Here is a 25,766-nt window from a genome sequence, read left to right on the forward strand (position 1 = left end):
GCCATAATCAGTCCAACCCATAAATAGCGAGCAGCGCACCAATGTCCGACCTTTTGACCGCCGCCACATCCTCGGGCGACTATGACGCGTCCTCAATCCAAGTCCTCGAGGATATGGAGCATGTCCGCCTGCGCCCCGGCATGTATATCGGCGGCAAGGACGACCGCGCGCTGCACCATATGGTGGCCGAGATTATCGACAACTCGATGGATGAGGCTGTGGCCGGCCATGCCACGTGGATCGAGGTAGAGCTGCACCAGAACGGCCACGTTTCGGTGCGCGACAATGGCCGCGGCATCCCCACCGGACCCCACCCCAAAGACCCGGCGAAATCCGCGCTTGAGATCATATTCTGCACGCTGAATGCGGGCGGCAAATTCTCGGGCGACAGCTACGAGACGTCGGGCGGACTACACGGCGTCGGCTCATCGGTCGTCAATGCGCTGTCGGACCATTTGCGCGTTGAGGTCGCCCGTAACAAAGAACTGTACGCGATGGAATTCTCGCGCGGGATGCCCGTCGCTCCGATCGCAAAAATTGGCTCCGCGCCCAATCGGCGCGGCACTTCCGTCACCTTTCATCCTGATCCTGACATCTTTGGCTCGCTCCAGCTAAAGCCTGCACGCCTTTTCAAAATGGCCCGGTCCAAAGCTTATCTTTTCTCTGGCGTCGAAATCCGATGGAAGACGGAGATCGACGACGGCGAGACGCCGCGAGAGGCAAAGTTTCACTTTCCAGGCGGTCTGTCCGACTACCTGACCGAGGCGTTGGACGGCGCCACGACCTATGCCGACACACCCTTTGCCGGCTCCGTCAGCTTTGAGAAGTTCAAGGTCCCCGGTAAGGTTGAATGGGCAATCAACTGGACGCCCGCACGCGATGGCTTCATCCAATCTTATTGCAACACCGTCCCCACGCCCGAGGGCGGCACGCATGAGGCTGGGTTCTGGGCCGCGATCACCAAGGGGATCAAGGCCTACGGCGAGCTGGTAAACGTCAAGAAAGCCGCAACCATCACGCGCGAGGATCTGATGACCGGTGCCGGCGCGCTTGTGTCCTGCTTTATCCGCGAGCCTGAGTTCGTTGGCCAGACCAAAGACCGGCTGGCCACCGTCGACGCACAGCGGATGGTCGAAAATTCGGTGCGCGATCACTTTGATAACTGGCTAGCCGCAGACACGAAATCGGCCGGCGCGATCTTGGATTTTCTGGTTCTGCGTGCCGAGGAACGCTTGCGCCGCCGCCAAGAAAAGGAGACGCAGCGCAAGACCGCGACCAAGAAGCTGCGCCTACCTGGCAAGCTGGTCGACTGCTCGTCGAGCACTCGCGACGGAACCGAGTTGTTCATCGTCGAGGGCGATAGCGCTGGCGGGTCCGCCAAAATGGCGAGGGACCGCAAGATTCAGGCACTGCTACCCCTCCGCGGAAAAATCCTGAACGTTCTGGGCGCTGCCAGCTCGAAGCTGGGCAGCAACCAAGAGATCAGCGATCTGACGCAGGCGCTTGGTGTTGGCCTCGGATCAAAATTCAACCTTGATGATCTGCGCTATGACAAGATTATCATCATGACTGACGCCGATGTTGACGGCGCGCATATTGCGGCGCTGCTGATGACGTTCTTCTTTACGCAGATGCGTCCAATGATCGACGCGGGCCATCTCTACCTTGCCTGCCCGCCGCTCTACCGTCTTAGCCAAGGCGCGCGGCGCGTGTATTGCATCGATGAGGCCGAGCGCGACGTGTGGCTGGCCAAGGGGCTGGGCGGCAAGGGCAAGATTGATGTAAGCCGGTTCAAGGGTTTGGGCGAAATGGATGCCAAGGACCTCAAGGAAACCACGATGAACGTCCAGTCCCGCAAGCTGATCCGCGTCACGATAGACGAGGATGAACCGGGGCAAACCGGCGATCTGGTCGAGCGATTGATGGGCAAAAAACCGGAGCTAAGGTTTCAATACATTCAGGAAAACGCGCGGTTTGCCGAGGAACTGGATGTCTGACTGAGGCAGCCGTATTTCATGTCTATCCATCCCTTCACCCTCGCAGGCGCGCCGCTGATTGCGCTGCCCACTGGCGCGCTCTATTGGCCGGACGAAAACCTGCTTTGCGTATCCGATTTGCACCTTGGTAAATCCGAGCGGCGTGCGCGCCGCGGCGCCGGTTCCTTGCCGCCCTATGAGACGCGCGATACCCTTTCGCGGTTGGAGGCGGACCTGCGCATCACCGGCGCCAAAACGGTGATCTGCCTTGGCGACAGCTTTGATGATACTGCAGCCGCGGATGCCCTCAGCGATGCCGAGAAACTATGGATTGCCACGCTGCAATCGGGGCGACGCTGGGTCTGGATTGAGGGCAATCATGATCCCGGCCCTGTCGATTTGGGCGGCGCGCACCTATCCGAGCTACCGATCCCGCCGCTTACCTTTCGCCACATCGCCCGCCCCGGCGCGAGCGGCGAGTTATCGGGCCATTATCACCCAAAGGCGCAGGTAAAAATGCGTGGCCGCAGCATTAGTCGGCCGGCCTTTTTGATCGATACCGACCGAGTGATCTTGCCGGCCTACGGCACCTATACCGGCGGGCTGCGCAGCGATAATCCTGCGCTTACCCGCCTCATGCGGGCCGAGGCTGTAGCGGTCCTGACAGGAAGCGCCGCTCGCGCCGTTCCGATGCCGCGCTAACGCAGTTCGGGCCATCTTCAATCAAGAGAATGGCCCGTCCGTCATTTCAAAAAACCCGGCGCCGCGTATCAGACGGTCAGCCCCTCCGGCTCTTCCAGCCCGTTAGCGCGGCAGGTCGCCGTCAGCGTATTGGCCAAAAGGCACGCGATGGTCATCGGTCCCACGCCGCCTGGCACGGGCGTGATCGCGCCGGCTCGCTCGGCGCAACTGGCATAATCGACGTCGCCGACCAGCTTGGTCTTGCCGTCGTCCTTTTCGATCCGGTTGATGCCGACGTCGATAACCGTCGCGCCTTCCTTGATCCAGTCGCCCGGCACCATTTCGGGGCGGCCGACCGCAGCCACGACGATATCGGCGCGGCGCACCACGTCTGCCAGATCCTTGGTCCGAGAATGTGCAATCGTCACCGTGCAGCTATCGCCAAGCAACAGCTGCGCCATTGGCTTGCCCACGATATTGCTGCGCCCGATGACCACCGCGTCCATGCCCGATAGCGAGCCGTGATGATGACGCAGCATCATCAGGCATCCCAGCGGCGTGCAGGGCACCATGCTTTTTTGTCCCGTCCCGAGTAGGCCGACATTAGAGACGTGAAACCCGTCGACATCTTTGGCCGGATCAATTGAATTGATTACCAGATCCTCATCCAGATGCTTGGGCAGCGGTAGCTGGACTAGAATGCCGTGAATGCTGTCATCGTTGTTCAGCTGATCAATCAACGCCAGCAAATCCGCCTCGGACGTGTCTATATCCAGTTTATGCTCGACGCTTTTCATGCCCACTTCGGTGGTCTGCTTGCCCTTCGAGCGCACGTAGACTTGGCTTGCGGGGTCCTCTCCCACCAGCACCACGGCGAGGCCCGGCACCAGATCGTGCTTCTCCTTCAGGCGCGCAACATGCTCCGCCACTTTGCCCCGAATTTCGGCCGCAAAGGCCTTGCCGTCAATTACCTGAGCCGTCATCGCGCGCCCTTTCTGCTGATCGCAAGGGCGCAGCCCTCGCATTTATCGTTCTAATATACTTGCGCAAGGCGCGAGGTGCCTCCAACGCCGCCGACCAGCTTGCGCGGAGCATCAGCCCCGCGCAAGCCGCGCTGTTTAAAACAGACCTTCGATCTCGCCCGCATCATTCAAGCGGATCGTCTGCGCCGCAGGGGCGCGGGGCAGGCCCGGCATCGTCATGATCTCGCCGCAGACCACTACGACAAAACCGGCACCGGCGCTCAGGCGTACTTCGCGAATAGGGACGGAGTGGCCCGTAGGCGCGCCGCGGCGGCTGGGATCAGTGGTAAAGCTGTACTGCGTCTTAGCCATGCAGATCGGCAGCTTGCCGTAGCCCTGCTCCTCCCACAGCTTCAACTGGTCGCGGATCTTGCTATCGGCAACCACGCCATCGGCATGATAGATCTTCTTTGCGATGGTTTCGATCTTCTCCATCAGGGACATGTCGTCAGGATAGATCGGCTTGAAATTCGAAACACCGCTTTCGGCAATCTCGGCCACGCGCGTTGCCAGATCGGCGCTGCCTTCGCTGCCCAGTTCCCAGTGGCGCGACAGGATCGCTTCGCTGCCTTGGCTGCTGACATAGTCTTTGACCGCCTGAACCTCGGCCTCGGTGTCATTGACGAAGTGGTTGATTGCCACGACGACCGGCACACCGAACGACTTGAGGTTGCCGATATGACGGCCCAAGTTAGCGCAGCCTTCCTTGACCGCATCGACGTTCTCGGCGCCCAGATCGCCCTTGGCGACGCCGCCGTTCATCTTCATCGCGCGCACGGTGGCCACCAGCACGACACAATCAGGCGCGAGGCCGGCCTTGCGGCACTTGATGTTCATGAACTTCTCGGCGCCAAGGTCGGCGCCAAAGCCCGCCTCTGTCACGACGAATTCAGCGATTTTCAGCGCCGTTGTCGTTGCCGTGACCGAGTTGCAGCCGTGTGCGATGTTGGCAAACGGGCCGCCGTGAACGAAAGCAGGGTTGTTTTCCAGCGTCTGCACCAGATTGGGCTGCATCGCGTCCTTCAGCAGGACGGTCATCGCGCCTTGCGCCTCGATATCGCGGCAGAATACGGGGCTGCGGTCGCGGCGATAAGCCACGATCATTGATCCCAGACGCTCTTCCAGATCCTTAAGGTTCTTGGCAAGGCAGAGGATCGCCATGACTTCGGACGCGACGGTAATGTCGAAACCGGACTCGTTCGGGAAGCCGTTCGAGACACCGCCCAGCGACGCGGTGATTTGGCGCAGTGCGCGGTCGTTCATGTCGACAACGCGGCGCCACACGACGCGGCGAATGTCGATATCCAGCTCATTGCCCCAATAAATATGGTTGTCGATCATCGCCGACAGCAGTGAGTGGGCGGACGTGATCGCGTGGAAGTCACCTGTGAAGTGCAGGTTCATATCCTCCATCGGCACGACCTGAGCGTAACCGCCACCAGCGGCCCCGCCCTTCATGCCAAAGTTCGGACCCAATGAGGCCTCGCGGATACACACCATCGCCTTCTTGCCGATGCGGTTCAGGCCATCGCCCAGACCGACGGTCGTGGTTGTCTTGCCTTCGCCGGCAGGGGTCGGGTTGATCGCCGTTACCAGAATCAGCTTGCCGTTTTTGTTGCCCTGAACGCTGTCGATATACGCCTGAGACACCTTGGCCTTGTCGTGGCCGTAGGGAAGCAAATGCTCGGTCGGGATGCCCAGCTTGTCGCCGACTTCCTGAATTGGTTTCTTCTTTGCGGCGCGCGCAATTTCGATGTCGCTCTTATAGGCCATATATCAGATTCCCTCGTTGGATTGCGTCACTGTGCTGCGACGGATGCTTGGTTATCGGCTTCGACCTTTACGGCCGAAAACTTGAATTCCGGGATCTTGCCGTAGGGGTCGATCGCCGGGTTTGTCAGAATGTTCGCCGCCGCCTCGACAAAGGCGAAGGGGAGGAACACCATATCGGGCGAAACGGCGCGGTCGGAGCGTGCCATGATGCTGATGGTGCCGCGCTTGGTGGTCAGGCGTACATGCTCGCCCGGCTCCACGCCCAGCTTGCGCAGAGTGCTGGGGTGAAGCGAGCAGTTTGCCTCAGGCTCCACCGCGTCCAGCACGCGCGAGCGGCGCGTCATTGATCCGGTGTGCCAATGCTCCAGCTGGCGGCCGGTGGTCAGGATCATCGGGTATTCTTCGTCCGGCACATCGTCTGGCGCGATGATAGATGCAGGCGTAAACCGCGCGCGCCCGTCTGGCCGCGGGAAGCCGTCGCCAAAGACGATGGCCTGTCCGGGATCGGTGGGTGACAGCGAGGGATACGTCACCGCGCCCTCGTTTTCCAGCCGCTCCCAAGTGATGTTGTCGAGACTGCGCATGTTCAGTTTCATCTCGGCAAAGATGTCAGCGGGGCTGTCGTAGTGCCAGTTCAGGCCCAGACGGTTTGCCAGATCCACCGTAATCTTCCAATCCTCGCGCGCGTCGCCGATGGGCGGCACGGCGGGGCGAGCGATCTGCACCTGACGGTTGGTGTTGGTCACGGTGCCGGATTTTTCGGCAAAGGCCGAGGCTGGCAGGATGATATCAGCATAGTTCGCCGTTTCGGTGAGGAAGATGTCCTGCACCACCAGCGTGTCCAACTTGGCCAGCGCATCGCGGGCGTGCTCTACATCTGGGTCCGACATGGCGGGGTTTTCGCCCAGAATATACATCGCCTTTATGTTACCGTCATGGACCGCATCCATGATCTCGGTGACAGTCAGGCCCTTTTCTGCGCTGAAATCACCGCTGTCCCAGACTTCGGTAAACGCTTTGCGTACACCGCCATCTGTGACGCTTTGGTAGTCGGGCAGGAACATCGGGACGAGGCCCGCGTCGCTGGCGCCCTGCACATTGTTCTGGCCACGCAGCGGATGCAGGCCAGCGCCGGGTCGTCCAACCTGGCCGCACATAAGCGCAAGCGAAATCAGGCAGCGCGAATTATCCGTGCCATGGATGTGCTGCGACACACCCATGCCCCAAAAAATCATCGCGGATTTAGCGCCGGCAAAAGTGCGCGCGACCTCGCGCAGCGTTTCCGCTGGGACGCCGCAGATACCTTCCATCTTCTCAGGGGAGAAGTCGGCCAAATGCGCCTTTTCAGCTTCCCAATTCTCGGTGTAGGCGTCGATATATTGCTGATCGTAGAGCTTTTCCTCGACGATCGTGTGCATGATCGCGTTCAGCATACTCACGTCTGTGCCGGGGCGGAATTGCAGCATGTGCGACGCGAACCGCTTCAGTCCCTGCCCGCGCGGGTCCATCACGATCAACTTGCCACCGCGCTTGGTGAACTGCTTAAAATAGGTGGCGGCGACGGGATGGTTTTCGACCGGGTTGCAGCCGATGGCGATAGCGACGTCCGCATTCTCAATCTCGTTAAAGGTCGCCGTCACGGCGCCCGAACCGACGTTCTCGATCAGGGCGGACACGGACGAGGCATGACACAGACGCGTGCAGTGATCGACGTTGTTATGGCCAAAGCCTTGGCGGATCAGTTTCTGAAACAGATACGCCTCCTCATTAGTGCATTTGGCGCTGCCAAAGCCCGCGACTTCGCGCCCGCGCCCTTTGAGACGACCAGCGGCCAGATCCAGTGCCTCGTCCCATTCGGCCTCGCGGAAATGCGCCTGCCAGTTGCCCGGATCGACGTTCAGTCCCTTGGCGGGGGCATCGTCGCGGCGGATCAGCGGCTTGGTCAGGCGGTGAGGATGGTGAATATAGTCAAAGCCGAATCGGCCTTTGACGCACAGACGCCCCTCGTTGGCAGGGCCGTTAAGCCCCTCAACATACTTAACCTTGCCGTCCTTCACCTTTAGCGAGATCTGGCAACCAACACCGCAGAAGGGGCAGATGCTCTTGGTCTCTGTATCGAAATCGGCGCTGTCGCCAACCTGATTGGCGTCCACTACGCTCGACGGCATCAGCGCGCCCGTCGGGCAGGCCTGCACACACTCACCGCAGGCGACGCAAGTGCTTTCGCCCATCGGATCGTCGAAATCAAACACCGGATAGGTGTCATGTCCGCGCCCGGCCATGCCGATCACATCGTTCACCTGAACCTCGCGGCAGGCGCGTACGCACAGGCCGCATTGGATGCACGCGTCAAGGTTAACGCTCATCGCGATATGTGTGTCGTCTAGCAACGGAATGCGCGCCTTCTCCAGCTTGGGAAAGCGGCTGCTTTCGACGCCTTGCAACTCGGCCATGTCCCACAGGTGGCTGGATTTGTCGTGCGCGGCCTCAGGCTTTGGCTGGTCCGCGACCAGCATTTCGATCACCATCTTGCGGGCCTGCTTGGCGCGCGCGGTATCAGTTTTTACAACCATTCCATCGGTGGCTTCGCGGATGCAGGAGGCAATCAAATTTCGCTCGCCTTCAACCTCGACCATACAGGCGCGGCAGTTGCCATCGGGGCGATAGCCCGGCTGCGGCTTGTGACACAGGTTCGGGATGATCAGGCCACGGCCATGGCTGATTTCCCAGATCGTCTGGCCCTTGGGCGCGGTAACTTCGGCGCCGTCCAGCGTGAAGGTGACCGTCTCTGTTCTCGTATCGGACATCAGATTTCCTCCGGGAAATGCTTCATCGCGGATCGTATCGGATTGGGCGCCGCCTGTCCTAGACCGCAGATCGAAGCGTCGGCCATGGCGGTGCATAGCTCCTCCAGCAGCGGCTGATCCCATTTATCGGCCTGCATCAACTTGACCGCCTTTTCACAGCCGACCCGGCAGGGCGTACACTGCCCGCAGCTTTCATCTTCGAAAAAGCGCAACATGTTCAGCGCCGCGCCGCGCGCGCTGTCTTTGTCGCTAAGCACTACGACAGAGGCGGACCCGATAAAGGTACCATGCGGCTGCAGGGTGTCAAAATCCAGCGGGATATCGTGCATTGACGCAGGCAGCAGGCCCGAGGACGGACCGCCCGGCTGATAGCCCTTGAAGCTGTGCCCCTCCAGCATGCCGCCAGCGGCCTCAATAACATCGGTGATTGTCGATCCGGCCGGCAACAAATGCACGCCCGGATTCTGAACACGGCCCGAGACAGAATAGCTGCGCATGCCTTTGCGGCCATTCTTCTCGACGCCTGACATAATCTCGCCGCCCTCGCGCAGAATGCGCGTGACCCAGTGCAGGGTTTCGATGTTATTCACCAGTGTAGGGCGATTGAACACGCCGACCTGCGCCACAAAGGGTGGGCGGTGGCGCGGAATACCGCGCTTGCCCTCGATGGATTCGATCATCGCGCTTTCTTCGCCGCAGATATACGCGCCCGCGCCGCGCCGCAGTTCAATGTATCCCTTGGGCGCAAGCCCGGCATCTTCGAGCGCGGCAATCTCGCGGGCGAGAATTTCCAGAATAGCGGGATATTCATCGCGCATGTAGATAAAACAGGTCTGCGCCTCGACGGCCCATGCGGCGATAAGCATGCCCTCCAGAAAGAGGTGAGGCGTGCGCTCCAAATGGTAGCGATCCTTAAAGGTACCAGGCTCGCCCTCGTCGCCATTGATGGCCAGATAACGTGGTGCGGGGGCGTCACGTACGAAGCCCCATTTCTTACCCGACGGGAAACCCGCGCCGCCGAGGCCGCGAAGCCCCGCATCTAGCAGGGTCTGCTGAACCGTCTCAAAGTTTCCGTCCTTGCGAAGCTGAGCAAGCACTTTGTAGCCGCCATCGGCGCGGTAGGCCTCGAACGCCTCGTAGTCGGGGATGTGCGGATGGGTGTGGCCGCCTGCAATTGCGGCGTCCACTTTTTCAGGCGTCGCGTGATCAATATGGGCGTGGCCCAGTTCCAGCACTGGGGCAGTATCACAGCGCCCCATACACGGCGCGCGCAATACGCGGACCTCGGCGGGGTCCAGCCCCTTCTCCAGCGCAGATTTCAATTCCTGCGCGCCTGCCAATTCACAGCTAAGCGAATCGCAGACGCGGATCGTTAGCGCGGGCGGGGGTGTCTCGCCCTCCTTCACTACGTCGAAATGGGCGTAAAAGGTCGCAACCTCGTAGATTTCGGCCATGCCCAGACGCATCTCCTCGGCCAAAGCGCGCAAATGCGCGGCCGAGAGGTGGCCGAACTTGTCCTGAATGAGGTGGAGGTATTCGATCAGATGATCGCGCCGGATGATGCGGCCAGCCAGCAGGCCACGCACATCATCCCATGCGGCGTCATCTAACTGGCGCCCTTTGGGCGTGACACGGCCTTTGCCACGCCCCGATTTCCATACACCGCTACCCTGATCCGCACCCATGACGACTCCTCACGTTAATTTCCCAGTGTTTAATTTATTTTCCCGACAGTCAACAGACGCGTGTTGAAAATCTGGCAGAAAACACCGGACCGTGAGAACACAAAAGCAGGCCGCGATGCGGCCTGCTATACTGCTTGCGTCACTTTGGGATCAAACTGCGCGCTCAATCATTAACTTCTTGATGTTCGCGATGGCCTTGGCCGGGTTCAGACCCTTGGGGCATGTCTTGGTGCAGTTCATGATCGTGTGGCAGCGATACAGCTTGAACGGATCTTCCAGATCATCCAGCCGCTCGCCAGTATTCTCATCGCGCGAGTCTACGATCCAGCGATAGGCGTGCAGCAGCGCCGCTGGTCCCAGATACTTGTCGCCATTCCACCAGTAGCTGGGGCAGGCCGTCGAGCAGCACGCGCACATCACGCACTCGTAAAGGCCATCCAGCTTCTCTCGGTCCTCGATGGACTGCTTCCATTCCTTCGCAGGCGCATTCGTATCAGTCTCCAGCCATGGCTCAATCGACGCGTGTTGGGCGTAGAAGTGAGTGAGATCGGTTATCAAATCGCGTACCACGGGCATGTGGGGCAGCGGATAGATTTTCACGTCGCCCTTCACCTCATCCATGCCATAGATGCAGGCCAGCGTATTGATGCCGCCTATATTCATTGAGCAGCTGCCGCAGATACCCTCGCGGCAGGAGCGGCGGAAGGCCAAGGTCGGATCGGTGTCCGTCTTAATCTTGATCAGCGCGTCCAGAATCATCGGGCCGCAATCGTCCATATCGACGAAATATGTATCGACGCGGGGGTTTTCGCCATCGTCGGGCGACCAGCGATAGATGCTGAACTTGCGCAGATTGGTCGCACCCTCAGGCTTGGGCCATGTCTTGCCCGTGACCATGCGGCTGTTCTTTGGAAGGGTCAGTTGAACCATCTTCTACTCCTATCAGCCCAACAGGGTCAGGCCGTTCTGGGCAATGCATTGCAAGGATTCGGGGCGGCGCGCGATCTGGCCAATCTGTTCGGCTACCGACGCGTCCACGCCAGTTACCGCGCCGCTCGCGATTTGCAGAATCTCGCGCGCGTTCGCGGCGTCGATGATGCAATCGGTGATCGGCGCGGCGTTCAGGCCGGGATAGTTAGTCGTGACATAAGTGTTCACTACCGCCTTGGCCCGACCTCGCGCCAGATCGTCAGCCATGTCATTGGCGGTGGTGCAGGCTGTCAGCGCGGCGAGCGCTAGGATCGCGAGAGCTTTCATCAGAATGTGCGCTCCTTGGGCGCGATCTTCTTCATCGAAATGCCACCTTCTGCCTCGGTGGTCAGCGGTGTCTCGACGATAGGCCGATAGCTGAGATCGACATCCTTGCCATGCACGCGTGCGATGGTGTGGACGCGCCATTTCTCATCGTCGCGCTTGGCGAAATCCTCGTGGGCGTGGGCGCCCCGGCTCTCGTGACGGGCCTCGGCGCCGGCAATGGTGGCCATCGCGTTCGGCATGAGGTTTGTCAGTTCCAGCGTTTCCATCAGATCGGTGTTCCAGATCAGGCTGCGGTCGGTGACATGCAGATCGTCCAGCTTGGCCGCGATGGCGGTCATCTTCTCCAATCCTTCGGCAAGCGTCTTGGACGTGCGGAACACGGCGGCATCAGCCTGCATCGTGCGTTGCATATCGTCGCGCAACTCTGCCGTTGGTGTGCCGCCGTTGGCGTTGCGGATGTTGTCAAAGCGGTCGAGCGCTTTATCAACGCCAGCCTTATCAGTGGCGGGAATGGCGGCATCACGGTCCACCACTTTGCCCGCGCGGATCGCGGCGGCGCGGCCGAACACGACTAGGTCGATCAGCGAGTTGGAGCCGAGCCGGTTGGCGCCATGGACGCTTGCGCAGCCGGCCTCGCCGACTGCCATCAGGCCGGGGACGATGGCCTTGGGGTCAGCCTCCGTCGGGTTGAGCACCTCGCCCCAATAGTTTGTGGGGATGCCACCCATGTTATAGTGAACGGTGGGCAGAACCGGGATCGGCTCTTTGGTGACGTCGACGCCGGCAAAAATCCTGGCCGACTCGGAGATACCCGGCAGGCGCAGATGCAACGCTTCGGGCGGCAGGTGCGACAGGTTCAGGTGGATGTGATCTGCGTCCTTGCCGACGCCGCGCCCCTCGCGAATTTCCATAGTCATTGAGCGGCTGACATAGTCACGCGGCGCGAGGTCTTTGTACTGAGGCGCATAGCGCTCCATAAAACGCTCGCCTTCGGAGTTGGTCAGATATCCGCCTTCGCCCCGCGCGCCTTCGGTGATCAGGCAGCCTGCGCCGTAAATTCCGGTGGGGTGAAACTGGACAAACTCCATGTCCTGCAGTGGCAGTCCAGCGCGCGCCACCATGCCGCCACCGTCACCGGTGCAGGTATGCGCGGAGGTCGCGGAGAAATAAGCGCGGCCATAACCGCCCGTCGCCAGAACGACGGTCTTGGCGTTAAAGACATGCATCGTGCCGTCGTCCAACTTCCAGCAGACAACGCCAGTGCAGGCGCCATCGTCCGACATCAGCAGGTCGATGGCAAAATATTCGATGTAAAACTCGGCCTTTTGCTTCAGGCTTTGGCCGTAAAGCGTGTGCAGGATTGCGTGGCCCGTGCGGTCGGCAGCGGCGCAGGTACGTTGCACTGCCGGGCCTTCGCCAAATTCGGTTGTGTGGCCACCAAACGGGCGCTGGTATATCTTGCCCTCTTCTGTGCGGCTGAACGGGACGCCGTAATGCTCTAGCTCATACACCGCCTTGGGCGCCTCGCGGGCCAGATATTCCATCGCGTCAGTATCGCCCAGCCAGTCAGACCCTTTGACGGTGTCATACATATGCCACTGCCAGTGGTCCGGGCCCATGTTGCTAAGCGACGCGGCGATACCGCCCTGCGCCGCGACCGTATGCGAGCGCGTTGGAAACACCTTGGTCACGCAGGCTGTGCGCAAACCCTGTTCGGCCATGCCAAGCGTGGCGCGCAAGCCTGCGCCGCCTGCCCCGACGACCACGACGTCATAATCATGCGTTTCGTATTCGTAATCGGCCATGTGTCGTCACTCCGGTCTATTCAAAAGGCAAGCTTGGCGAGCGCGAAAAGCCCGACCGCGACTGCCGCATAGGCTATGCATGTCATCACGATCCGCGTCACCTTCTGCGGTGTGCCATGCATGTAGTCCTCGATCATCACCTGAAAACCACCGACAAAATGTTTCGCGCCTACGATCAGCGTTAGTGCGGCTATGATTGCCGGGAAGGGGCGCGCGAAATACGCGGTGACTTCGGCATAGTCCGACCCCAAGATCGGGCCAAACGTGAATACGAACAAAGGGATTAGCAGCAACAGCGCGACTGAGCTGACGATCATTGACCAGTGGTGATGAACCCCCGATTTGGCCGATCCCAGCCCCTCGGCACGCTTGCGGTCTGTTAAATATCGCATCTCCGGCCCCCTCAGATAATGATGACTGTAAGGATTGTCAGCAGAACAGACCCGCCAACGCAGATCCAGCCCAGCATCTCGGCGCGGCCGATTTCCAGCATTGATCCGGTATCCCAAATCAGATGCCGAATGCCCGCCAGCGTGTGATACCACAGCGCCCATAGTGACAGGAGCATGACTAAATCGCCGAACCAACTGGTAATCACAGCGTTAGCCCAGCTGAACGCCTCGGGCGAGGTCGCAGCAGCGGCAAACCACCATACAATCAATAGCATCGCCACGATCATCGCGTTTCCAGTAATCCGCGTGAGGATCGAGGTGATTGATGTCAGCTGAGGGCGGTAGATCGCAATATGCGGTGAAAGCGGGCGATCGCCCCTGTCCACATCGGCCATGTCTATTTGTCCTTTGCTTGGCTTTCGCGCGGCATAGCGGGCGCCTGCGCGATGACTTGCCGATGATTTAGCGGGTTGAGCGCGCTTGCCCAGAGCAAAGTCAACAAATCGAGCCGCAACCGCAAGGATACGGCATTTTGTGATCACACAATTATCTGTGTGATCACATATTTCTATGGTCGCGCCGTTAGTGTGCTAGGGCGGCGTGGACAGATTCGTCACCAGTGCCTCAATGCTGAAGCGGAAGGCCATTCTTGTCCTTCATCGAGCCAACGATGAGGCGCACAAAGTCGATGATGGTCCAAATACCCAAGCCCCCCAGCGTCAGCAGCATTAAAATGCCGGTCACGGCCTTGCCCAGATAGAAACGGTGGATGCCGAGGCTGCCTAGAAAAAAGCAGAGTAGAACGGCCGGAACGAACTTCTTTTCGCTAACGGGGCCGGTCATGTTTGTCTGTGTCATAATATGCGTTCCTTTTAATTGCACATTTCCCGTACGTGCCAAATTTGGGCAAACTACGGCTTAAATAAGCTAAAGAAGAAAGGGCCGGCCTTGGCCGTCGCGCCATTTTTCTATGATGAGGAAGTAAAAGATGATGATCGTATGCAAGCCGTCGATCAATAAAACCAGTAGCGCCAGGCCCGGATAGCCCTGCACCGCAAAACCTACGGCAAGGATGACCAGAGCGGCGTCGGCCAGCCCATAAAGCCAGTCTCCAAGGTAGAAATGATGGACGCCGAGAATGCCGAAAATTCCGCATAGCATCACGGCAATGCCGTAGGATTTAGGGGATTTTTCGGGCGAATGCTGCATCAGCGGGGCGCTCTATTTGGTTAAAGCGGTCTTTTTGTCGCAATCGCGGCGGGCGCGCAACTTAATTTCAGCGCGCCTATTTGGCCAATGTCTCGGCAATGCGCGCGGCCAGCCTGTTCGCCACGTCTGCCTTGGACATGCGCGGCCAATGGTCGGCGCCTTCATCGGAAATCAGCGCTACCTCGTTGTCAGCGCCGCCCATGATGCCCGTTTCGGGGCTGACGTCATTGGCGACGATCCAGTCGCACCCTTTGCGAAGCCGTTTAGCTATGGCGTTTTGGATGACATCGTTGGTCTCGGCGGCAAAGCCGATGACAAGGGCGGGCCTCCCTGCGCTCAACTGCGCGATGGTGGCCAAAATATCGGGGTTCTCGGCAAACTCCAACTGCGGCAGGCCGCCTGCGCCCTTTTTGATCTTGGATGTGGAGGCACTCTTAACATGCCAATCGGCCACAGCCGCCGCGCAGATCGCGGCATCAACTGGCAGCGCGGCATGACACGCCTCCAGCATCTGCTGCGCCGTCTGAACGCGGTGCAATTCTACGCCATCGGGCGGGGGCGTATCCGCCGGGCCTGTGACAAACACCACCTCAGCGCCTAAGCGCACTAGCGCGCGCGCAATGGCCGTGCCCTGCGCGCCAGAAGATCGATTGGCGATGTAGCGAACGGGGTCTATCGGCTCATGCGTGGGCCCTGAGGTGACGAGGATGCGGCGTCCCTTGAGCGGCCCTTCCGCTAGCGCAGCGTCGATTGCGGCGACAATCTCCAGTGGTTCGGCCATGCGTCCCGGACCATGCTCGCCGCAGGCCATATCGCCGTCATTGGGGCCGGTAAATGCGATTCCGTCACCGTGCAGCGTGGCGATATTGCGCTGCGTCGCGGGGTGCTGCCACATGCGAACGTTCATCGCGGGCGCGATCAGGACGGGCGTGTCCGTCGCCAGCAAGAGGGTGGAGGCCAGATCGCTGGCGTGCCCTTGCGCCATCTTGGCCATAAGGTCGGCCGTGGCGGGCGCAACGACGATTAGGTCAGCGCTGCGGCTTAGTTGGATGTGGCCCATTTCGGCCTCGTCCGTCAGATCGAACAGATCGGTATAGACCTTAGCCCCTGCCAGTGCAGATACCGATAGTGGCGTGACGAACTCGGCCCCAGCGCGGGTCAGGACGGGCGTGACGACCGCGCCACGCTCGCGCAAGCGGCGGATCAGGTCCAGCGCCTTGAAGGCCGCGATGCCGCCGCCGATGATGAGCAGTATTCGTTTGGATGCCAGCATAACGCCCTCCTGAGCGGGGCAACGGTATGACCCCAACGCGCCCAAGACAAGGCCAAGCGCCTAGCGGAACACCTCGCAAGGGTCATCGCGTTTAGGGGCGGGGGCGTAGACAACCTCGTCAAAAGTGCCATCAGGCGCGATGCCATCCTCGCCTTGGCCCACAGTGTAGATTTTTGCAGCCGGGCCAGCCTGTGCGATCAGCGCGGGCATCCCCCAATCGGTGCGCGCATGGCCGTTACCTGTGATCACAGCTACTGGGCCGCCCGTCTGTGCCAGTGCGGCCAGCGCCGCGCGCGCAAGCGAAGCGTCACGAAAACGCTGTATGTCGACCATCAGAGGCAGCATCACAGGTGGCAGCGCGCCGCAATGGGCATCGGCCTGCAATTGCGCGCGCGCGCGTTGCTGCTCGCTGGGCAGAGGCGATGTTAGACCAAAAGCGACCGCATTCTCACCAAAGGCCGCGGCGAGACCGACCTGACCCACCTTGCGGGCCATTTCCCGAGGCACGCCCGCCCCAAAGATAACCGCCTCAGGTGCCGCGGCAATTATTGGAAAATATTGGGAAAAACTTGGCCATCCGTTGCCTTCCCAATTCAGCGCAGCGGCCAGCGCATCTGCATCATCACGCAGATCAGGGGTCACCTTTGCGGCGTCCTGAGGCGTCAACATTTCGAAAATCAACGCCTTCGGCGCAATTTCGGCCACGCGTGAGGCCTGAACAGCATGATGGGCCGGGTTGTCATGAACCTCGCCCAACACCCAGATATCTTGCGCCGCAACTGGCGCGGCAAAAAGCGCCAGAATGCATGCCCAGCGGATCACGCCAACAGGCTCTGAACCTCGCCGCCATTCGCCTCAAGCGTCTTGCGCATCTTTTGAAACGCGGCTGCTTCTAGCTGCCGGACACGTTCCTTTGACAGGCATAATTCCTGTCCAAGGCTTTCCAGCGTGCGAGGATCATCGCGCAACTTGCGCTCGCGCACGATAAAGCGTTCGCGCTCGTTCAACTTGTCCATCGCCTCGGTCAGCCAGACCTTCAGCGCGCCGTGGTCGTGGTCGACCTCTACCAGTTGATCCCCGCGCGGGGCATCATCCTCTAGCGCGTCGATCCATTCGCGGCCCTCGTCCTCACTGCTCTGCGTGGCATTCAGCGAAAAGTCTGACCCAGAAAGACGTCCCTGCATCATCTCTACGTCGCGCAGCGGAACGCCAACCTCTTGTGCGATCAATTCGCGCAGTTGATAGCCATCCAGCTCATGACCTTGCGCCATGGCCTCACGCTCCAGCCGGGCCTGAACACGGCGCATGTTGAAAAACAGCGACTTCTGCGAGGAGGTGGAGCCGGTGCGCACCATCGACCAGTTACGCATAACGTAATCCTGAATGCTCGCCTTAATCCACCAAACAGCATAGGTGGAAAACCGTACACCACGATCAGGATCGAACTTTTCAGCAGCCTTCATCAGGCCGAGACCCGCCTCTTGGATAAGGTCGTTCATTGGCGCGCCGTAGCGGCGGAATTTGGACGCCATCGAAATCGCGAGGCGCATATAGGCGGTAATCAGTCGGTGAAGCGCCTCCTCATCGCGCTGATCGCGCCAGGCGAATGCAAGTTTTAGCTCCGTCTCGGCATCGAGGAGTTCGGCCTTCATGGCCTTGCGAGACATGCTGTTTTGCTGAACGTCAATAGCCATGGAACTTCCCCTCAGATAAGCGAGCGTTTTCCTGTGCGCTCTTTTTCACTCATTCGCCAAGTGTTACGGGTTAGGAAACGTTTCGGATCATAAAAGGGTTCATATTTAATGTTGCCACCGCTCGCATTGGTGCTGGGAGGCGCGGCCTCGGGCAAATCAGCCTATGCCGAGGGATTGGTGCGCGCCGCATCCCCTGCCCGCATGTACTTAGCGACGGCTGAGGCGTATGATGACGAGATGCGTGCCAAGATCGCGCGCCACCGGGACATGCGCGCCAACGATGGATGGATGACCATTGAAGCGCCGTTGGACGTGGCCCAGGCGCTAATTGCCGCCACGCCGGATCAGGCAATCCTGCTGGACTGCGCGACGCTGTGGTTGAGCAATCATTTGCTGGCGGAAAGTGACGTGGATGCCGCCACCACGGCATTGATAGAGGCGCTGGCTGCCTGCGCCGCGCCCGTTGTCGTCGTATCGAACGAGGTCGGGCTGTCGGTCGTGCCGGATAACGCATTGGCGCGCCGTTTTCAGCAGGCGCAGGGCGCGTTGAATCAGCGGCTGGCTGCCGAGGCCGGGCTGGTGGCGCTGGTCACCGCTGGCCTTCCTCTTGCGCTAAAAGGAACGCTTCCGTGCGCCCCGAAGGGCACCCTTTCGTGAGCCGGTTCTTTTGGGTGCGGCACGGTCCGACCCACGCAAAGGCCATGGTTGGCTGGACAGACCTGCCCGCCGATCTGAGCGACACGGCACAGCTAACCCGCCTTTCGGATCACTTGCCGCAAGACGCGCTGATCGTGTCGTCGGACCTGATCCGCGCCCGCGATACGGCCAGCGCGATCATGGGCGCGCGGCAACGTTTGCCTGACGACCCGCGCCTGCGCGAGATTAACTTTGGCGCTTGGGAAATGGCCGATTTCGATAGTGCGCCCCAGCCGGACCGCTTGCGTGCATTCTGGGAAACGCCGGGCAATCTGACCGCGCCAGATGGCGAATCGTGGAACATGGCAAGCGCCCGCGTGACCGCCGCCGCGACCGCCCTCTGCACCGCCCATCCGGGACGCGACATCATCGCCGTCGCCCACATGGGCGCGATCCTGACACAGGTGCAGATTGCGATGGGGATCACAGCCTATCAGGCCTTCGGCCACCGGATCGATAATATGTCGGTAACCTTACTGCAACATGACGGCGTGCGCTGGCACGCGGGCGAGATAAATCATTTACCTTGATGGCATGCCGCACAATTGCTGACTTTGCGCACGGTGGGGCGCGGGGTAGCATCATGCGCATGACATATGACCTCATCATTGGCGATTACGCCTATTCCAGCTGGTCCATGCGCGCGTGGCTGCTGTTCGATCACTTCGGCATAGACCGGCGGCTGACCGAAATCGCATTCGCAGATGGCCACGTACCGGACCTGATGCCCGACTGGGCGCCTGCGAAAACAGTGCCGTCTGTCCGTACATCCGACGGCGCGCTGATTGGCGAATCGCTCGCCATTGCTGAGGAATTGGCAAGTCGCCATCCCGATCTGCCTCTCTGGCCCGCCGAGCCGCTGGCCCGCGCCACCGCCCGCACAGTGGCGGCAGAGATGCATGCAGGCTTTACCGCCCTGCGCAGCGATTGCCCGATGAACCTGCGTAAGGCCTATACGGATTTCGCGCCCTCAGACGCCGTTCTGGCCGATCTGTGCAGGCTCGAGCTGGTCTGGGATCACGCCCGCGCCACCTGCGCGCCAAATGGCCCATGGCTGTGCGGCGAGTACGGTATTGTCGATGCGTTCTACGCTCCGGTAGCGGCGCGTATCGCTGGCTACGACCTGCCTGTCTCGACCAGCGCACGGGCATATGTAGACGCGCATCTTGCCGATCCATCCTTTCGCCGTTGGCGCGCGCTGGCGCAGGTGGTTGGCGACGATCTGGAGCGTTACCGCCGCGACGATGCTACCGGCACATGGCCCGGCCCCTCGCCCCGCCCAGCAAAGGCGGTGGATGGCGGCACGCCAGAAAACGCCGCTTGCCCCTATTCCGGCAAACCAGTCACGCATCTGATGGAAATGGACAGCCGCATCTTTGGCATGTGCAATCCTCGCTGCCGCGACAAGACCGTCGCAGACCCCGAGGCCTGGCCAAAGTTCATGGCACTGGTCTAGCGGTTTTTCACCATTCGTTAACCATTCTTAAATCTCTGCGGCGCATTCGTTAACCAACGTTTCCGCCAAAAGGGGCAATGAATGATTGCGCGCGCCTATACGGTCGCCTTTGAGGGGGTAGAGGCCCGCCACGTGGAGGTGCAATGCGCCGTCACGCCCGGCGTGCCTGCCTTTTCCCTCGTTGGGCTGCCGGACAAGGCGGTCAGCGAGGCGCGCGACCGCGTGCGCACAGCCCTGACATCCATGGCGATCGCGCTGCCATCGAAGTGGATCACAGTTAACCTTAGCCCCGCCGATATGCCCAAAGAGGGGAGCCATTTTGACCTGCCGATTGCGCTGGCCCTGCTGGCCGCGCTGGAGATCATCCCCAAGGACGCGATTGAGGGAACCACGTCGCTGGGTGAGCTATCGCTGGACGGCACCATCATGCCCGTGATCGGCGCCTTGCCCGCCGCCATGGCCGCCGCCGAGGAAGACCGCACACTTCTTTGCCCCAAGGCATCAGGCGCCGAGGCAGCTTGGGTCGGGGCGGCACATGTCATCGGCGCGGCAACTCTGGCAGACGTTGTACGCCACTTTACCGGCCAATCCCCCCTTACCCCGGCCGAGCCCGGCGAGGTCATCGCGCCCGCCTTTGCCCGCGACCTACGCGATGTCAAAGGGCAGGAGCGCGCCAAACGTGCGCTCGAGATTGCCGCGGCTGGCCGCCATCACTTGATGCTGATTGGCACACCGGGATCGGGCAAGTCGATGCTGGCCGCCCGCCTGCCGGAGATCCTGCCGCCATTGGACCCGCGCGAAGCGTTGGAGACGTCGATGATCCACTCGCTAGCGGGCCTGCTGACCGAGGGCGGCATCAGCCGCTCGCGTCCCTTCCGCGAGCCACATCATACCGCATCAATGGCCGCCATCGTTGGGGGCGGCAGGCGCGCATCCCCGGGCGAGATTAGTCTGGCCCATAACGGCGTCCTCTTCATGGACGAATTCCCCGAGTTCTCGCGCACCGTGCTGGAAACGCTGCGCCAGCCAATCGAATCGGGCGAAGTAATGATTGCCCGCGCCAACGCGCACGTCACTTATCCCTGCCGCTTTATGCTGATCGCCGCTGCGAACCCATGTAAATGCGGATATCTCAGCGAGCCCGCCCGCGCGTGTAGCCGCGCGCCAGTCTGCGGCGACGATTATATGGGCCGCATCAGCGGGCCGCTGATGGACCGGTTCGATCTGCGTGTCGAAGTGCCTCCCGTCAGCTTTGCCGATCTGGATCTGCCGGCGTCCGGCGACAGCTCTGCCGAGGTGGCGGCGCGCGTGGCAGGTGCGCAGGCCCTACAGGCCAACCGCTATGCGGACATGCCAGGAACGAGATTAAACTCAGACGCTGAGGGCGGCATTCTCAGCGATGTCGCCACACCCGACGCTGAGGGCCGCGACCTGCTGACCCGCATGTCAGAGCGGTTCGGCCTATCGGCGCGTGGCTACCACCGGGTATTGCGGGTTGCGCGCACCATCGCGGACCTAGACGGATCAGACACGGTTCGCCGCCCCCACGTGGCCGAGGCCGCCAGCTATCGCATCACAAGCGCGAAAGAGACGTAATCCAGCCAGTGAGTTCGGCCAGCGTCTGGCCCGCCTCAGGAATCAATCCGTGCATCATTGGCCAAACATGCGGTAAATCCCGCTCGATCACGCAGGTCACATCAATACCCTGTGTCATCAGCCGGTCGGCGATCCGCCTTGTGTCGTCCAGCAGAATTTCCGTTGTTGCCGCGGCCAACCAAACAGGCCCTGCACCGGCGAAATCCGCAAACAGCGGCGACGCGCGCGGATCGGTGGCGTCCGACCCTTGCATATACATCTGCGCCATTTCCGCCGCCCGGTGCGCGGACAGCAGTGAATCAGCCTCTGCGTTCGTGATAAAGGTGCCCCCTGAAAAGGTCAGGTCCGTCAGCGGCGAAAAGCAGAAGGTGCCAATCGGCTGGCGCAACCCCAGCGACCCAATCTGCGCCAGAAGGGCCAGTGCCAGCCCGCCCCCTGCGCTATCGCCGCCCAGAATCACACCGCCTGGATGGTCCATCACGCCTCGATATGCGCTCAGCGCATCGCTTGGCGCGGCGGGAAAGGGGTGCTCGGGTCCAAGGCGGTACCGCGGCAGGATTGCCCGCATCCTGGTACGCGCGGCAAGATGCGCCACCATCGCCCTGTGCGTTCGCGGCGAGCCAAAAAGGTAGCCGCCGCCGTGAAAATAAAGGATCAGAGGACCGGCGACGCTGCCCGGCGGCCTGACCTCAATCGCCGGAAGCTGCGGCTCGCCCAAAGAGATATTGGAGAATTTAGTGCCGCGCGGCGGATGAAAGCAAAGTCTCGCGGAACGTTCTATGTGGCCGCGCAATACCGCTGGGTCAGTGACGCGCGCCAGATACCTCTTCTCGGTCTGGCGCAGCCAGCCATTCAGAAGCCGCGCGCGCAAACTCACGCGCGTTTCGCCTCGATCACATCCCAAATCTTGCCCGCGATGTTGACCCCGTCAAAGCGCTCCAACTCCTGAATGCCTGTTGGAGACGTAACATTGATCTCGGTAAGGTAGCGCCCGATCACGTCTATCCCGACGAAAACCTGCCCCTTTTCCCGCAGGCGCGGGCCGATAGCTGCGCAAATCTCGCGGTCACGGTCAGTCAGATCGACCTTTTCAGGCCGCCCACCGACATGCATGTTCGACCGCGTCTCGCCCTCGGCGGGGACGCGGTTGATCGCGCCCACAGGCTCGCCATCGACGAGGATGATGCGCTTGTCACCCTTCGACACGTCCGGCAGAAATTTCTGTACGATCAGCGGCTCGCGGCTGAACCCGGTAAACATCTCGTGCAGCGAGCTGAGATTACTGTCACCATGGTTAAGCAGGAACACACCCGCGCCCCCATTGCCATAAAGTGGTTTCAAGATCACGTCGCCATGACGCTTGCGAAAGGCGCGGATTGTGTCCAGATCACGCGCGATTGCAGTGGGAGGCATCAAATCGGGAAAGTCGAGGATCAGCAGCTTTTCCGGAAAATTTCGAACCCAAAAGGGATCATTCACCACCAGAGTATCCGGCGCGAGCCGATCCAGCAGGTGTGTGGTGGTGATATAGAACATATCGAAAGGGGGGTCTTGCCGCAGCCAAACCACATCGAAATCCGCCAAATCGACAGTTTCCAATTCGCCGAGGATCGCATGATCGCCTTTCACGCGCTGCACCTTCAGAGATTGGCCGCGTGCCGTGACGCGCCCCTCGTCATAGGCGAGGTGCTCGGGGGTGTAGTAGAACAGCTCATGCCCCCGCGCCTGCGCCTCTTCGGCAAGGCGGAACGTACTGTCTGCGTCGAAATTGATCGGCCCGATCGGGTCCATCTGGAACGCAATTTTCATGGGCTGGCCCCCTGTTTTGCTACCTTGGCTGATTTGCCACCCGGTCTACATGCGTCAAGGGCGGCAAGGGTGCAATTCAGAAATGCGAGAACAGACCCTCCATGATTTTGCAGCGACCCGCGCCATCGACCACGGCGAGATCAAAGCGTACGTCCGTCAGCTGTCCTTTGGGGCAATGAGCGAGATACTCTGATCCGGCGGCGTGAATACGGCGCATCTGTGCGGTCCGAAGGCTGGCAATGGCCGCGTCATGGGTGCGGGCCTGCTTGACCTCGGCAAAGACGATTTTCTCGCCATCCGTGAGGATCAGATCAATCTCCCCACTTTTTCCGCGCCATCGACTTTCCAGCAGATGCAGTCCGGCGGCCGCATAAAGCGCTACGGCACGATTTTCAGCGGCAAGGCCGGAGTTATAGGCGCGTTTACCTCGGTCGCGTCGCGCCGGAGCAGGCGCCCGCTTGCTGTCTTGGGAACCCACCAATTGTGTCATCAACCGCCCCCTTCGTCTTCGCTGCTAAGCTTCAGGGCGATCTGATAGACCTGTCGCCGTTTCAGGCCTAAATCGTGCGAAACCGCGTCTGCGGCGTCACGTACAGACATATCATTCATCACCGCGCGCAACGCCTCTTCTATATCAGATAGGTTAACGGTCCGTTCGCCCGCCCTGTCTATCAGCACCACCATTTCACCTTTGCGCGGAGTCTCAGCCATCTCGGCGGCAAGCTCGCCTAGCGTGCCGCGCAGAACTTCCTCGAATTTTTTGGTTAACTCGCGGCAAACGGCGGCCTGCCGGTCTTGGCCCAGCACGGATGCGGCATCGCGCAGCATCGCCGCTGCTCGCTTGGGCGATTCGTAGAAAGCAAGCGTCGCTGGCACATCGCTCAGACTGCGTAGCGCGGTTTTCCGCGCAGTGGCCGTGTTCGGTAAAAAACCCGCAAAGAGGAATCTGTCAGTCGGCAATCCCGACAAAGTCAGCGCCGTGATCACCGCCGACGGGCCAGGCGCCGAGATCAGGCCATGGCCATCTGCAATCGCAGCGCGCGCCAGGTCAAAGCCAGGATCGGCCACCATCGGTGTGCCTGCCTCTGATGCATAAACCACTGATTTTCCGCTGCTCAGCGCTTCCAACAGGCGGGGGCGCACACGTCCTCCGTTATGATCGTGATAGGCCAGCAGAGGCCGCCCCTCCAGCGGAACTGCGTGGATATCCATCAGCTTACGCAGGCTGCGCGTGTCCTCGGCGGCAATCACATCGGCCGAGGCGAGGATATCCAGCGTCCGCAATGTGATGTCGCGCGCTGCCCCAATGGGCGTCGCCACCAGATACAGACCGGGGGCAAGAGTTTGCCTGATATGATTCACCACTGGACCCGCCCCTCATGACGTCTATTATTGCCCGCAACGCGTGTTCAAACGTCCGAAACGAGGAATCTCCCCATGTTTGCTGTTTTGCCTTCCGCCCGCAAGATGCTGGCCCGCATTGTCGCGGTTTTGTCCATTCTGTGGATCGCCGCGTGCGAGCCTGCGGGGATGGCCGGTCTGGGCGGCGGCGCAGGACAACCGATTGACCCCGGCGCCCCTGTAATGGTGGCGCTTTTGGTGCCCCACGGATCATCCGGGCCCGGCGAGGCCGCGCTAGCGCGTGATCTGGAGGCAGCGGCGCGCATGGCAGTTGCTGACCTGTCCGGCGTGCAGATTGATCTACGCGTCTATGGCACCGCAGGCCAGCCAGCACAGGCGCAGCAGGCCGCGCTCAATGCCGTCGCCGATGGGGCAAAGATCATCATCGGGCCGCTGCACGCCGAATCTGCCAACGCCGTCGCGGTGGCCGTCGCGCCTAAAAACGTGAATGTTCTCGCGTTTTCCAACAACCCGACCATCGCGGGTGGCAACCTCTTTATCCTCGGCCAGACCTTTGACAACACAGCAGATCGGCTGACCCGTTTTGCCGCGCGACAAGGCAAGAAGCGTATTCTGACCGTCTATTCCAATAACCTCGCTGGTCAGTTGGGCCAGCAGGCTATCGCCAAGGCGGCTGCAAACTCCGGCGCGCAAATCGTCGCGAATGTGGGCTATGATTTCTCGCAGAACGGTGTCGTCGCTGCGGTGCCCCAGATCACTTCGGCGGCGCAGACCAATTCGGCTGACGCGATATTTTTGACTGCCAATTCTGCCGGCGCTCTGCCGCTGTTCGCTCAGATGCTTCCGGAAAACGGCCTGGACCCGGCGATGATGCAGTATATCGGCCTTGCCCGCTGGGATACACCGCCGCAGACACTGGCGCTTCCGGGCGTTCAGGGCGGTTGGTTTGCCATGCCCGATCAGACCAAGGCTGCCCGTTTCCAGTCACGCTTTGCACAGACGAATGGCAATCAGCCGCACCCAATTGCGGGCCTCGCCTATGATGGGATCGCTGCCGTCGGCGCGTTAATCAAGACGGGTAAGCGCAATGCGTTGTCCAAATCTGGCCTGACGCAATCGGCAGGTTTTCAGGGCGTCGACGGTGTCTTCCGCCTGCGCGGTGACGGCACGAACCAACGCGGCCTCGCAGTGGCGACAGTGCGCGGCGGCAAGGTTGTGATCCTTGATCCGGCGCCTCGTGGCTTTGGTGGGGCAGGCTCGTAATCCTGCCCCG

At 60.8% G+C, this 25,766-nt stretch carries 25 protein-coding genes; 7 read left to right on the plus strand and 18 right to left on the minus strand.

Features of this window, described 5'->3' with window-relative positions; genetic code table 11:
- The first annotated feature begins 41 nt into the window (after positions 1-41).
- A complete protein-coding gene (locus MK6180000_RS15555; RefSeq protein ID WP_138935555.1) occupies positions 42-1,997 on the plus strand; it encodes a DNA gyrase/topoisomerase IV subunit B in 1,956 nt (651 codons plus the stop codon).
- An 18-nt stretch (positions 1,998-2,015) separates the two neighbouring features.
- Complete coding sequence (gene pdeM / locus MK6180000_RS15560) at positions 2,016-2,678, plus strand: ligase-associated DNA damage response endonuclease PdeM (protein ID WP_138935556.1); 663 nt, start codon at positions 2,016-2,018, stop codon at positions 2,676-2,678.
- A 68-nt stretch (positions 2,679-2,746) separates the two neighbouring features.
- On the opposite strand, the gene folD is transcribed toward pdeM, so the two are convergent.
- The 14 genes from folD to MK6180000_RS15630 all read right to left on the minus strand — a co-directional run bounded on the left by folD (position 2,747) and on the right by MK6180000_RS15630 (position 17,574).
- The gene (gene folD / locus MK6180000_RS15565) at positions 2,747-3,640 is read right to left on the minus strand and encodes a bifunctional methylenetetrahydrofolate dehydrogenase/methenyltetrahydrofolate cyclohydrolase FolD (RefSeq protein WP_138935557.1); all 894 of its coding nucleotides are present in this window, start codon (positions 3,638-3,640) and stop codon (positions 2,747-2,749) included.
- Between the two features lie 135 nt (positions 3,641-3,775).
- Positions 3,776-5,452, minus strand: a complete 1,677-nt coding sequence (locus MK6180000_RS15570; protein ID WP_138935558.1) for a formate--tetrahydrofolate ligase — start codon at positions 5,450-5,452, stop codon at positions 3,776-3,778.
- 26 nt (positions 5,453-5,478) lie between these two features.
- A complete protein-coding gene (fdhF, locus tag MK6180000_RS15575) occupies positions 5,479-8,259 on the minus strand; it encodes a formate dehydrogenase subunit alpha (RefSeq protein ID WP_138935559.1) in 2,781 nt (926 codons plus the stop codon).
- Positions 8,259-9,944: an NAD(P)H-dependent oxidoreductase subunit E gene (locus MK6180000_RS15580; protein ID WP_138935560.1), complete on the minus strand. Its 1,686-nt coding sequence runs from the start codon at positions 9,942-9,944 to the stop codon at positions 8,259-8,261. The genes fdhF and MK6180000_RS15580 overlap by 1 nt, the downstream gene beginning before the upstream one ends.
- A gap of 150 nt (positions 9,945-10,094) precedes the next feature.
- Complete coding sequence (locus tag MK6180000_RS15585; RefSeq protein WP_138935561.1) at positions 10,095-10,874, minus strand: succinate dehydrogenase iron-sulfur subunit; 780 nt, start codon at positions 10,872-10,874, stop codon at positions 10,095-10,097.
- A 12-nt stretch (positions 10,875-10,886) separates the two neighbouring features.
- Positions 10,887-11,201 (minus strand): succinate dehydrogenase, encoded by a 315-nt coding sequence (locus MK6180000_RS15590; RefSeq protein ID WP_246040547.1) that lies wholly within the window; start codon positions 11,199-11,201, stop codon positions 10,887-10,889.
- On the minus strand, positions 11,201-13,006 hold the full coding sequence (sdhA, locus tag MK6180000_RS15595; protein ID WP_138935562.1) for a succinate dehydrogenase flavoprotein subunit: 1,806 nt from the start codon (positions 13,004-13,006) through the stop codon (positions 11,201-11,203). Before sdhA ends, MK6180000_RS15590 begins: the two co-directional genes overlap by 1 nt.
- A gap of 20 nt (positions 13,007-13,026) precedes the next feature.
- Positions 13,027-13,398, minus strand: a complete 372-nt coding sequence (sdhD, locus tag MK6180000_RS15600; protein WP_138935563.1) for a succinate dehydrogenase, hydrophobic membrane anchor protein — start codon at positions 13,396-13,398, stop codon at positions 13,027-13,029.
- 11 nt (positions 13,399-13,409) lie between these two features.
- The gene (sdhC, locus tag MK6180000_RS15605) at positions 13,410-13,793 is read right to left on the minus strand and encodes a succinate dehydrogenase, cytochrome b556 subunit (RefSeq protein WP_138935564.1); all 384 of its coding nucleotides are present in this window, start codon (positions 13,791-13,793) and stop codon (positions 13,410-13,412) included.
- Between the two features lie 229 nt (positions 13,794-14,022).
- Positions 14,023-14,256 (minus strand): TM2 domain-containing protein, encoded by a 234-nt coding sequence (locus tag MK6180000_RS15610; RefSeq protein ID WP_138935565.1) that lies wholly within the window; start codon positions 14,254-14,256, stop codon positions 14,023-14,025.
- Between the two features lie 69 nt (positions 14,257-14,325).
- On the minus strand, positions 14,326-14,607 hold the full coding sequence (locus tag MK6180000_RS15615) for an NINE protein (protein WP_138935566.1): 282 nt from the start codon (positions 14,605-14,607) through the stop codon (positions 14,326-14,328).
- Between the two features lie 76 nt (positions 14,608-14,683).
- Complete coding sequence (coaBC, locus tag MK6180000_RS15620; RefSeq protein ID WP_138935567.1) at positions 14,684-15,880, minus strand: bifunctional phosphopantothenoylcysteine decarboxylase/phosphopantothenate--cysteine ligase CoaBC; 1,197 nt, start codon at positions 15,878-15,880, stop codon at positions 14,684-14,686.
- Between the two features lie 60 nt (positions 15,881-15,940).
- Positions 15,941-16,702: a ChaN family lipoprotein gene (locus MK6180000_RS15625; RefSeq protein WP_138935568.1), complete on the minus strand. Its 762-nt coding sequence runs from the start codon at positions 16,700-16,702 to the stop codon at positions 15,941-15,943.
- Positions 16,699-17,574 carry an RNA polymerase factor sigma-32 gene (locus MK6180000_RS15630; protein WP_138935569.1) on the minus strand — a complete coding sequence of 292 codons (876 nt, stop codon included), beginning with the start codon at positions 17,572-17,574 and terminating at the stop codon, positions 16,699-16,701. Before MK6180000_RS15630 ends, MK6180000_RS15625 begins: the two co-directional genes overlap by 4 nt.
- A 108-nt stretch (positions 17,575-17,682) precedes the next feature.
- On the opposite strand from MK6180000_RS15630, the gene cobU reads away from it, so the two are divergent.
- The 4 genes from cobU to MK6180000_RS15650 all read left to right on the plus strand — a co-directional run bounded on the left by cobU (position 17,683) and on the right by MK6180000_RS15650 (position 21,322).
- Positions 17,683-18,231: a bifunctional adenosylcobinamide kinase/adenosylcobinamide-phosphate guanylyltransferase gene (gene cobU / locus MK6180000_RS15635; protein WP_138935570.1), complete on the plus strand. Its 549-nt coding sequence runs from the start codon at positions 17,683-17,685 to the stop codon at positions 18,229-18,231.
- Positions 18,228-18,800 (plus strand): histidine phosphatase family protein, encoded by a 573-nt coding sequence (locus MK6180000_RS15640; RefSeq protein WP_138935571.1) that lies wholly within the window; start codon positions 18,228-18,230, stop codon positions 18,798-18,800. The genes cobU and MK6180000_RS15640 overlap by 4 nt, the downstream gene beginning before the upstream one ends.
- A gap of 59 nt (positions 18,801-18,859) precedes the next feature.
- Complete coding sequence (locus MK6180000_RS15645; RefSeq protein ID WP_138935572.1) at positions 18,860-19,726, plus strand: glutathione S-transferase; 867 nt, start codon at positions 18,860-18,862, stop codon at positions 19,724-19,726.
- A gap of 81 nt (positions 19,727-19,807) precedes the next feature.
- Entirely contained in the window at positions 19,808-21,322 is a 1,515-nt protein-coding gene (locus MK6180000_RS15650; protein ID WP_138935573.1) for a YifB family Mg chelatase-like AAA ATPase, read from the plus strand.
- On the opposite strand, the gene MK6180000_RS15655 is transcribed toward MK6180000_RS15650, so the two are convergent.
- The 4 genes from MK6180000_RS15655 to rsmI all read right to left on the minus strand — a co-directional run bounded on the left by MK6180000_RS15655 (position 21,300) and on the right by rsmI (position 24,496).
- Positions 21,300-22,199: an alpha/beta hydrolase gene (locus MK6180000_RS15655; RefSeq protein WP_138935574.1), complete on the minus strand. Its 900-nt coding sequence runs from the start codon at positions 22,197-22,199 to the stop codon at positions 21,300-21,302. The two genes, MK6180000_RS15650 and MK6180000_RS15655, sit on opposite strands and share 23 nt — an antisense overlap.
- Positions 22,196-23,131 carry a glutathione synthase gene (gene gshB, locus MK6180000_RS15660; RefSeq protein WP_138935575.1) on the minus strand — a complete coding sequence of 312 codons (936 nt, stop codon included), beginning with the start codon at positions 23,129-23,131 and terminating at the stop codon, positions 22,196-22,198. The genes MK6180000_RS15655 and gshB overlap by 4 nt, the downstream gene beginning before the upstream one ends.
- Positions 23,132-23,207: 76 nt before the next feature.
- Positions 23,208-23,621: a YraN family protein gene (locus MK6180000_RS15665; RefSeq protein WP_138935576.1), complete on the minus strand. Its 414-nt coding sequence runs from the start codon at positions 23,619-23,621 to the stop codon at positions 23,208-23,210.
- Entirely contained in the window at positions 23,621-24,496 is an 876-nt protein-coding gene (gene rsmI, locus MK6180000_RS15670; RefSeq protein WP_138935577.1) for a 16S rRNA (cytidine(1402)-2'-O)-methyltransferase, read from the minus strand. The genes MK6180000_RS15665 and rsmI overlap by 1 nt, the downstream gene beginning before the upstream one ends.
- Positions 24,497-24,568: 72 nt before the next feature.
- Between rsmI and MK6180000_RS15675 the strand changes: the two genes are divergently transcribed.
- Positions 24,569-25,756 carry a penicillin-binding protein activator gene (locus MK6180000_RS15675; RefSeq protein WP_138935578.1) on the plus strand — a complete coding sequence of 396 codons (1,188 nt, stop codon included), beginning with the start codon at positions 24,569-24,571 and terminating at the stop codon, positions 25,754-25,756.
- The last annotated feature ends 10 nt before the right edge of the window (positions 25,757-25,766 follow it).

The organism is Roseovarius arcticus (genome assembly GCF_006125015.1).
GTDB classification, from domain to species: domain Bacteria; phylum Pseudomonadota; class Alphaproteobacteria; order Rhodobacterales; family Rhodobacteraceae; genus Roseovarius; species Roseovarius arcticus.

What these genes read in the sequence shown, in the direction of transcription:
- MK6180000_RS15580 (WP_138935560.1), bottom strand. Translation starts at nt 9,944, where the DNA reads ATGGGTGCGGATCAGGGTAGCGGTGTATGGAAATCGGGGCGTGGCAAA.
- folD (WP_138935557.1), bottom strand. Translation starts at nt 3,640, where the DNA reads ATGACGGCTCAGGTAATTGACGGCAAGGCCTTTGCGGCCGAAATTCGG.
- cobU (WP_138935570.1), top strand. Translation starts at nt 17,683, where the DNA reads ATGTTGCCACCGCTCGCATTGGTGCTGGGAGGCGCGGCCTCGGGCAAA.
- sdhD (WP_138935563.1), bottom strand. Translation starts at nt 13,398, where the DNA reads ATGCGATATTTAACAGACCGCAAGCGTGCCGAGGGGCTGGGATCGGCC.
- coaBC (WP_138935567.1), bottom strand. Translation starts at nt 15,880, where the DNA reads ATGCTGGCATCCAAACGAATACTGCTCATCATCGGCGGCGGCATCGCG.
- MK6180000_RS15630 (WP_138935569.1), bottom strand. Translation starts at nt 17,574, where the DNA reads ATGGCTATTGACGTTCAGCAAAACAGCATGTCTCGCAAGGCCATGAAG.
- MK6180000_RS15610 (WP_138935565.1), bottom strand. Translation starts at nt 14,256, where the DNA reads ATGACACAGACAAACATGACCGGCCCCGTTAGCGAAAAGAAGTTCGTT.
- MK6180000_RS15675 (WP_138935578.1), top strand. Translation starts at nt 24,569, where the DNA reads ATGTTTGCTGTTTTGCCTTCCGCCCGCAAGATGCTGGCCCGCATTGTC.
- MK6180000_RS15570 (WP_138935558.1), bottom strand. Translation starts at nt 5,452, where the DNA reads ATGGCCTATAAGAGCGACATCGAAATTGCGCGCGCCGCAAAGAAGAAA.
- MK6180000_RS15555 (WP_138935555.1), top strand. Translation starts at nt 42, where the DNA reads ATGTCCGACCTTTTGACCGCCGCCACATCCTCGGGCGACTATGACGCG.
- MK6180000_RS15590 (WP_246040547.1), bottom strand. Translation starts at nt 11,201, where the DNA reads ATGAAAGCTCTCGCGATCCTAGCGCTCGCCGCGCTGACAGCCTGCACC.
- MK6180000_RS15585 (WP_138935561.1), bottom strand. Translation starts at nt 10,874, where the DNA reads ATGGTTCAACTGACCCTTCCAAAGAACAGCCGCATGGTCACGGGCAAG.
- fdhF (WP_138935559.1), bottom strand. Translation starts at nt 8,259, where the DNA reads ATGTCCGATACGAGAACAGAGACGGTCACCTTCACGCTGGACGGCGCC.
- MK6180000_RS15615 (WP_138935566.1), bottom strand. Translation starts at nt 14,607, where the DNA reads ATGCAGCATTCGCCCGAAAAATCCCCTAAATCCTACGGCATTGCCGTG.
- MK6180000_RS15665 (WP_138935576.1), bottom strand. Translation starts at nt 23,621, where the DNA reads ATGACACAATTGGTGGGTTCCCAAGACAGCAAGCGGGCGCCTGCTCCG.
- gshB (WP_138935575.1), bottom strand. Translation starts at nt 23,131, where the DNA reads ATGAAAATTGCGTTCCAGATGGACCCGATCGGGCCGATCAATTTCGAC.
- pdeM (WP_138935556.1), top strand. Translation starts at nt 2,016, where the DNA reads ATGTCTATCCATCCCTTCACCCTCGCAGGCGCGCCGCTGATTGCGCTG.
- MK6180000_RS15645 (WP_138935572.1), top strand. Translation starts at nt 18,860, where the DNA reads ATGACATATGACCTCATCATTGGCGATTACGCCTATTCCAGCTGGTCC.
- MK6180000_RS15650 (WP_138935573.1), top strand. Translation starts at nt 19,808, where the DNA reads ATGATTGCGCGCGCCTATACGGTCGCCTTTGAGGGGGTAGAGGCCCGC.
- sdhC (WP_138935564.1), bottom strand. Translation starts at nt 13,793, where the DNA reads ATGGCCGATGTGGACAGGGGCGATCGCCCGCTTTCACCGCATATTGCG.
- sdhA (WP_138935562.1), bottom strand. Translation starts at nt 13,006, where the DNA reads ATGGCCGATTACGAATACGAAACGCATGATTATGACGTCGTGGTCGTC.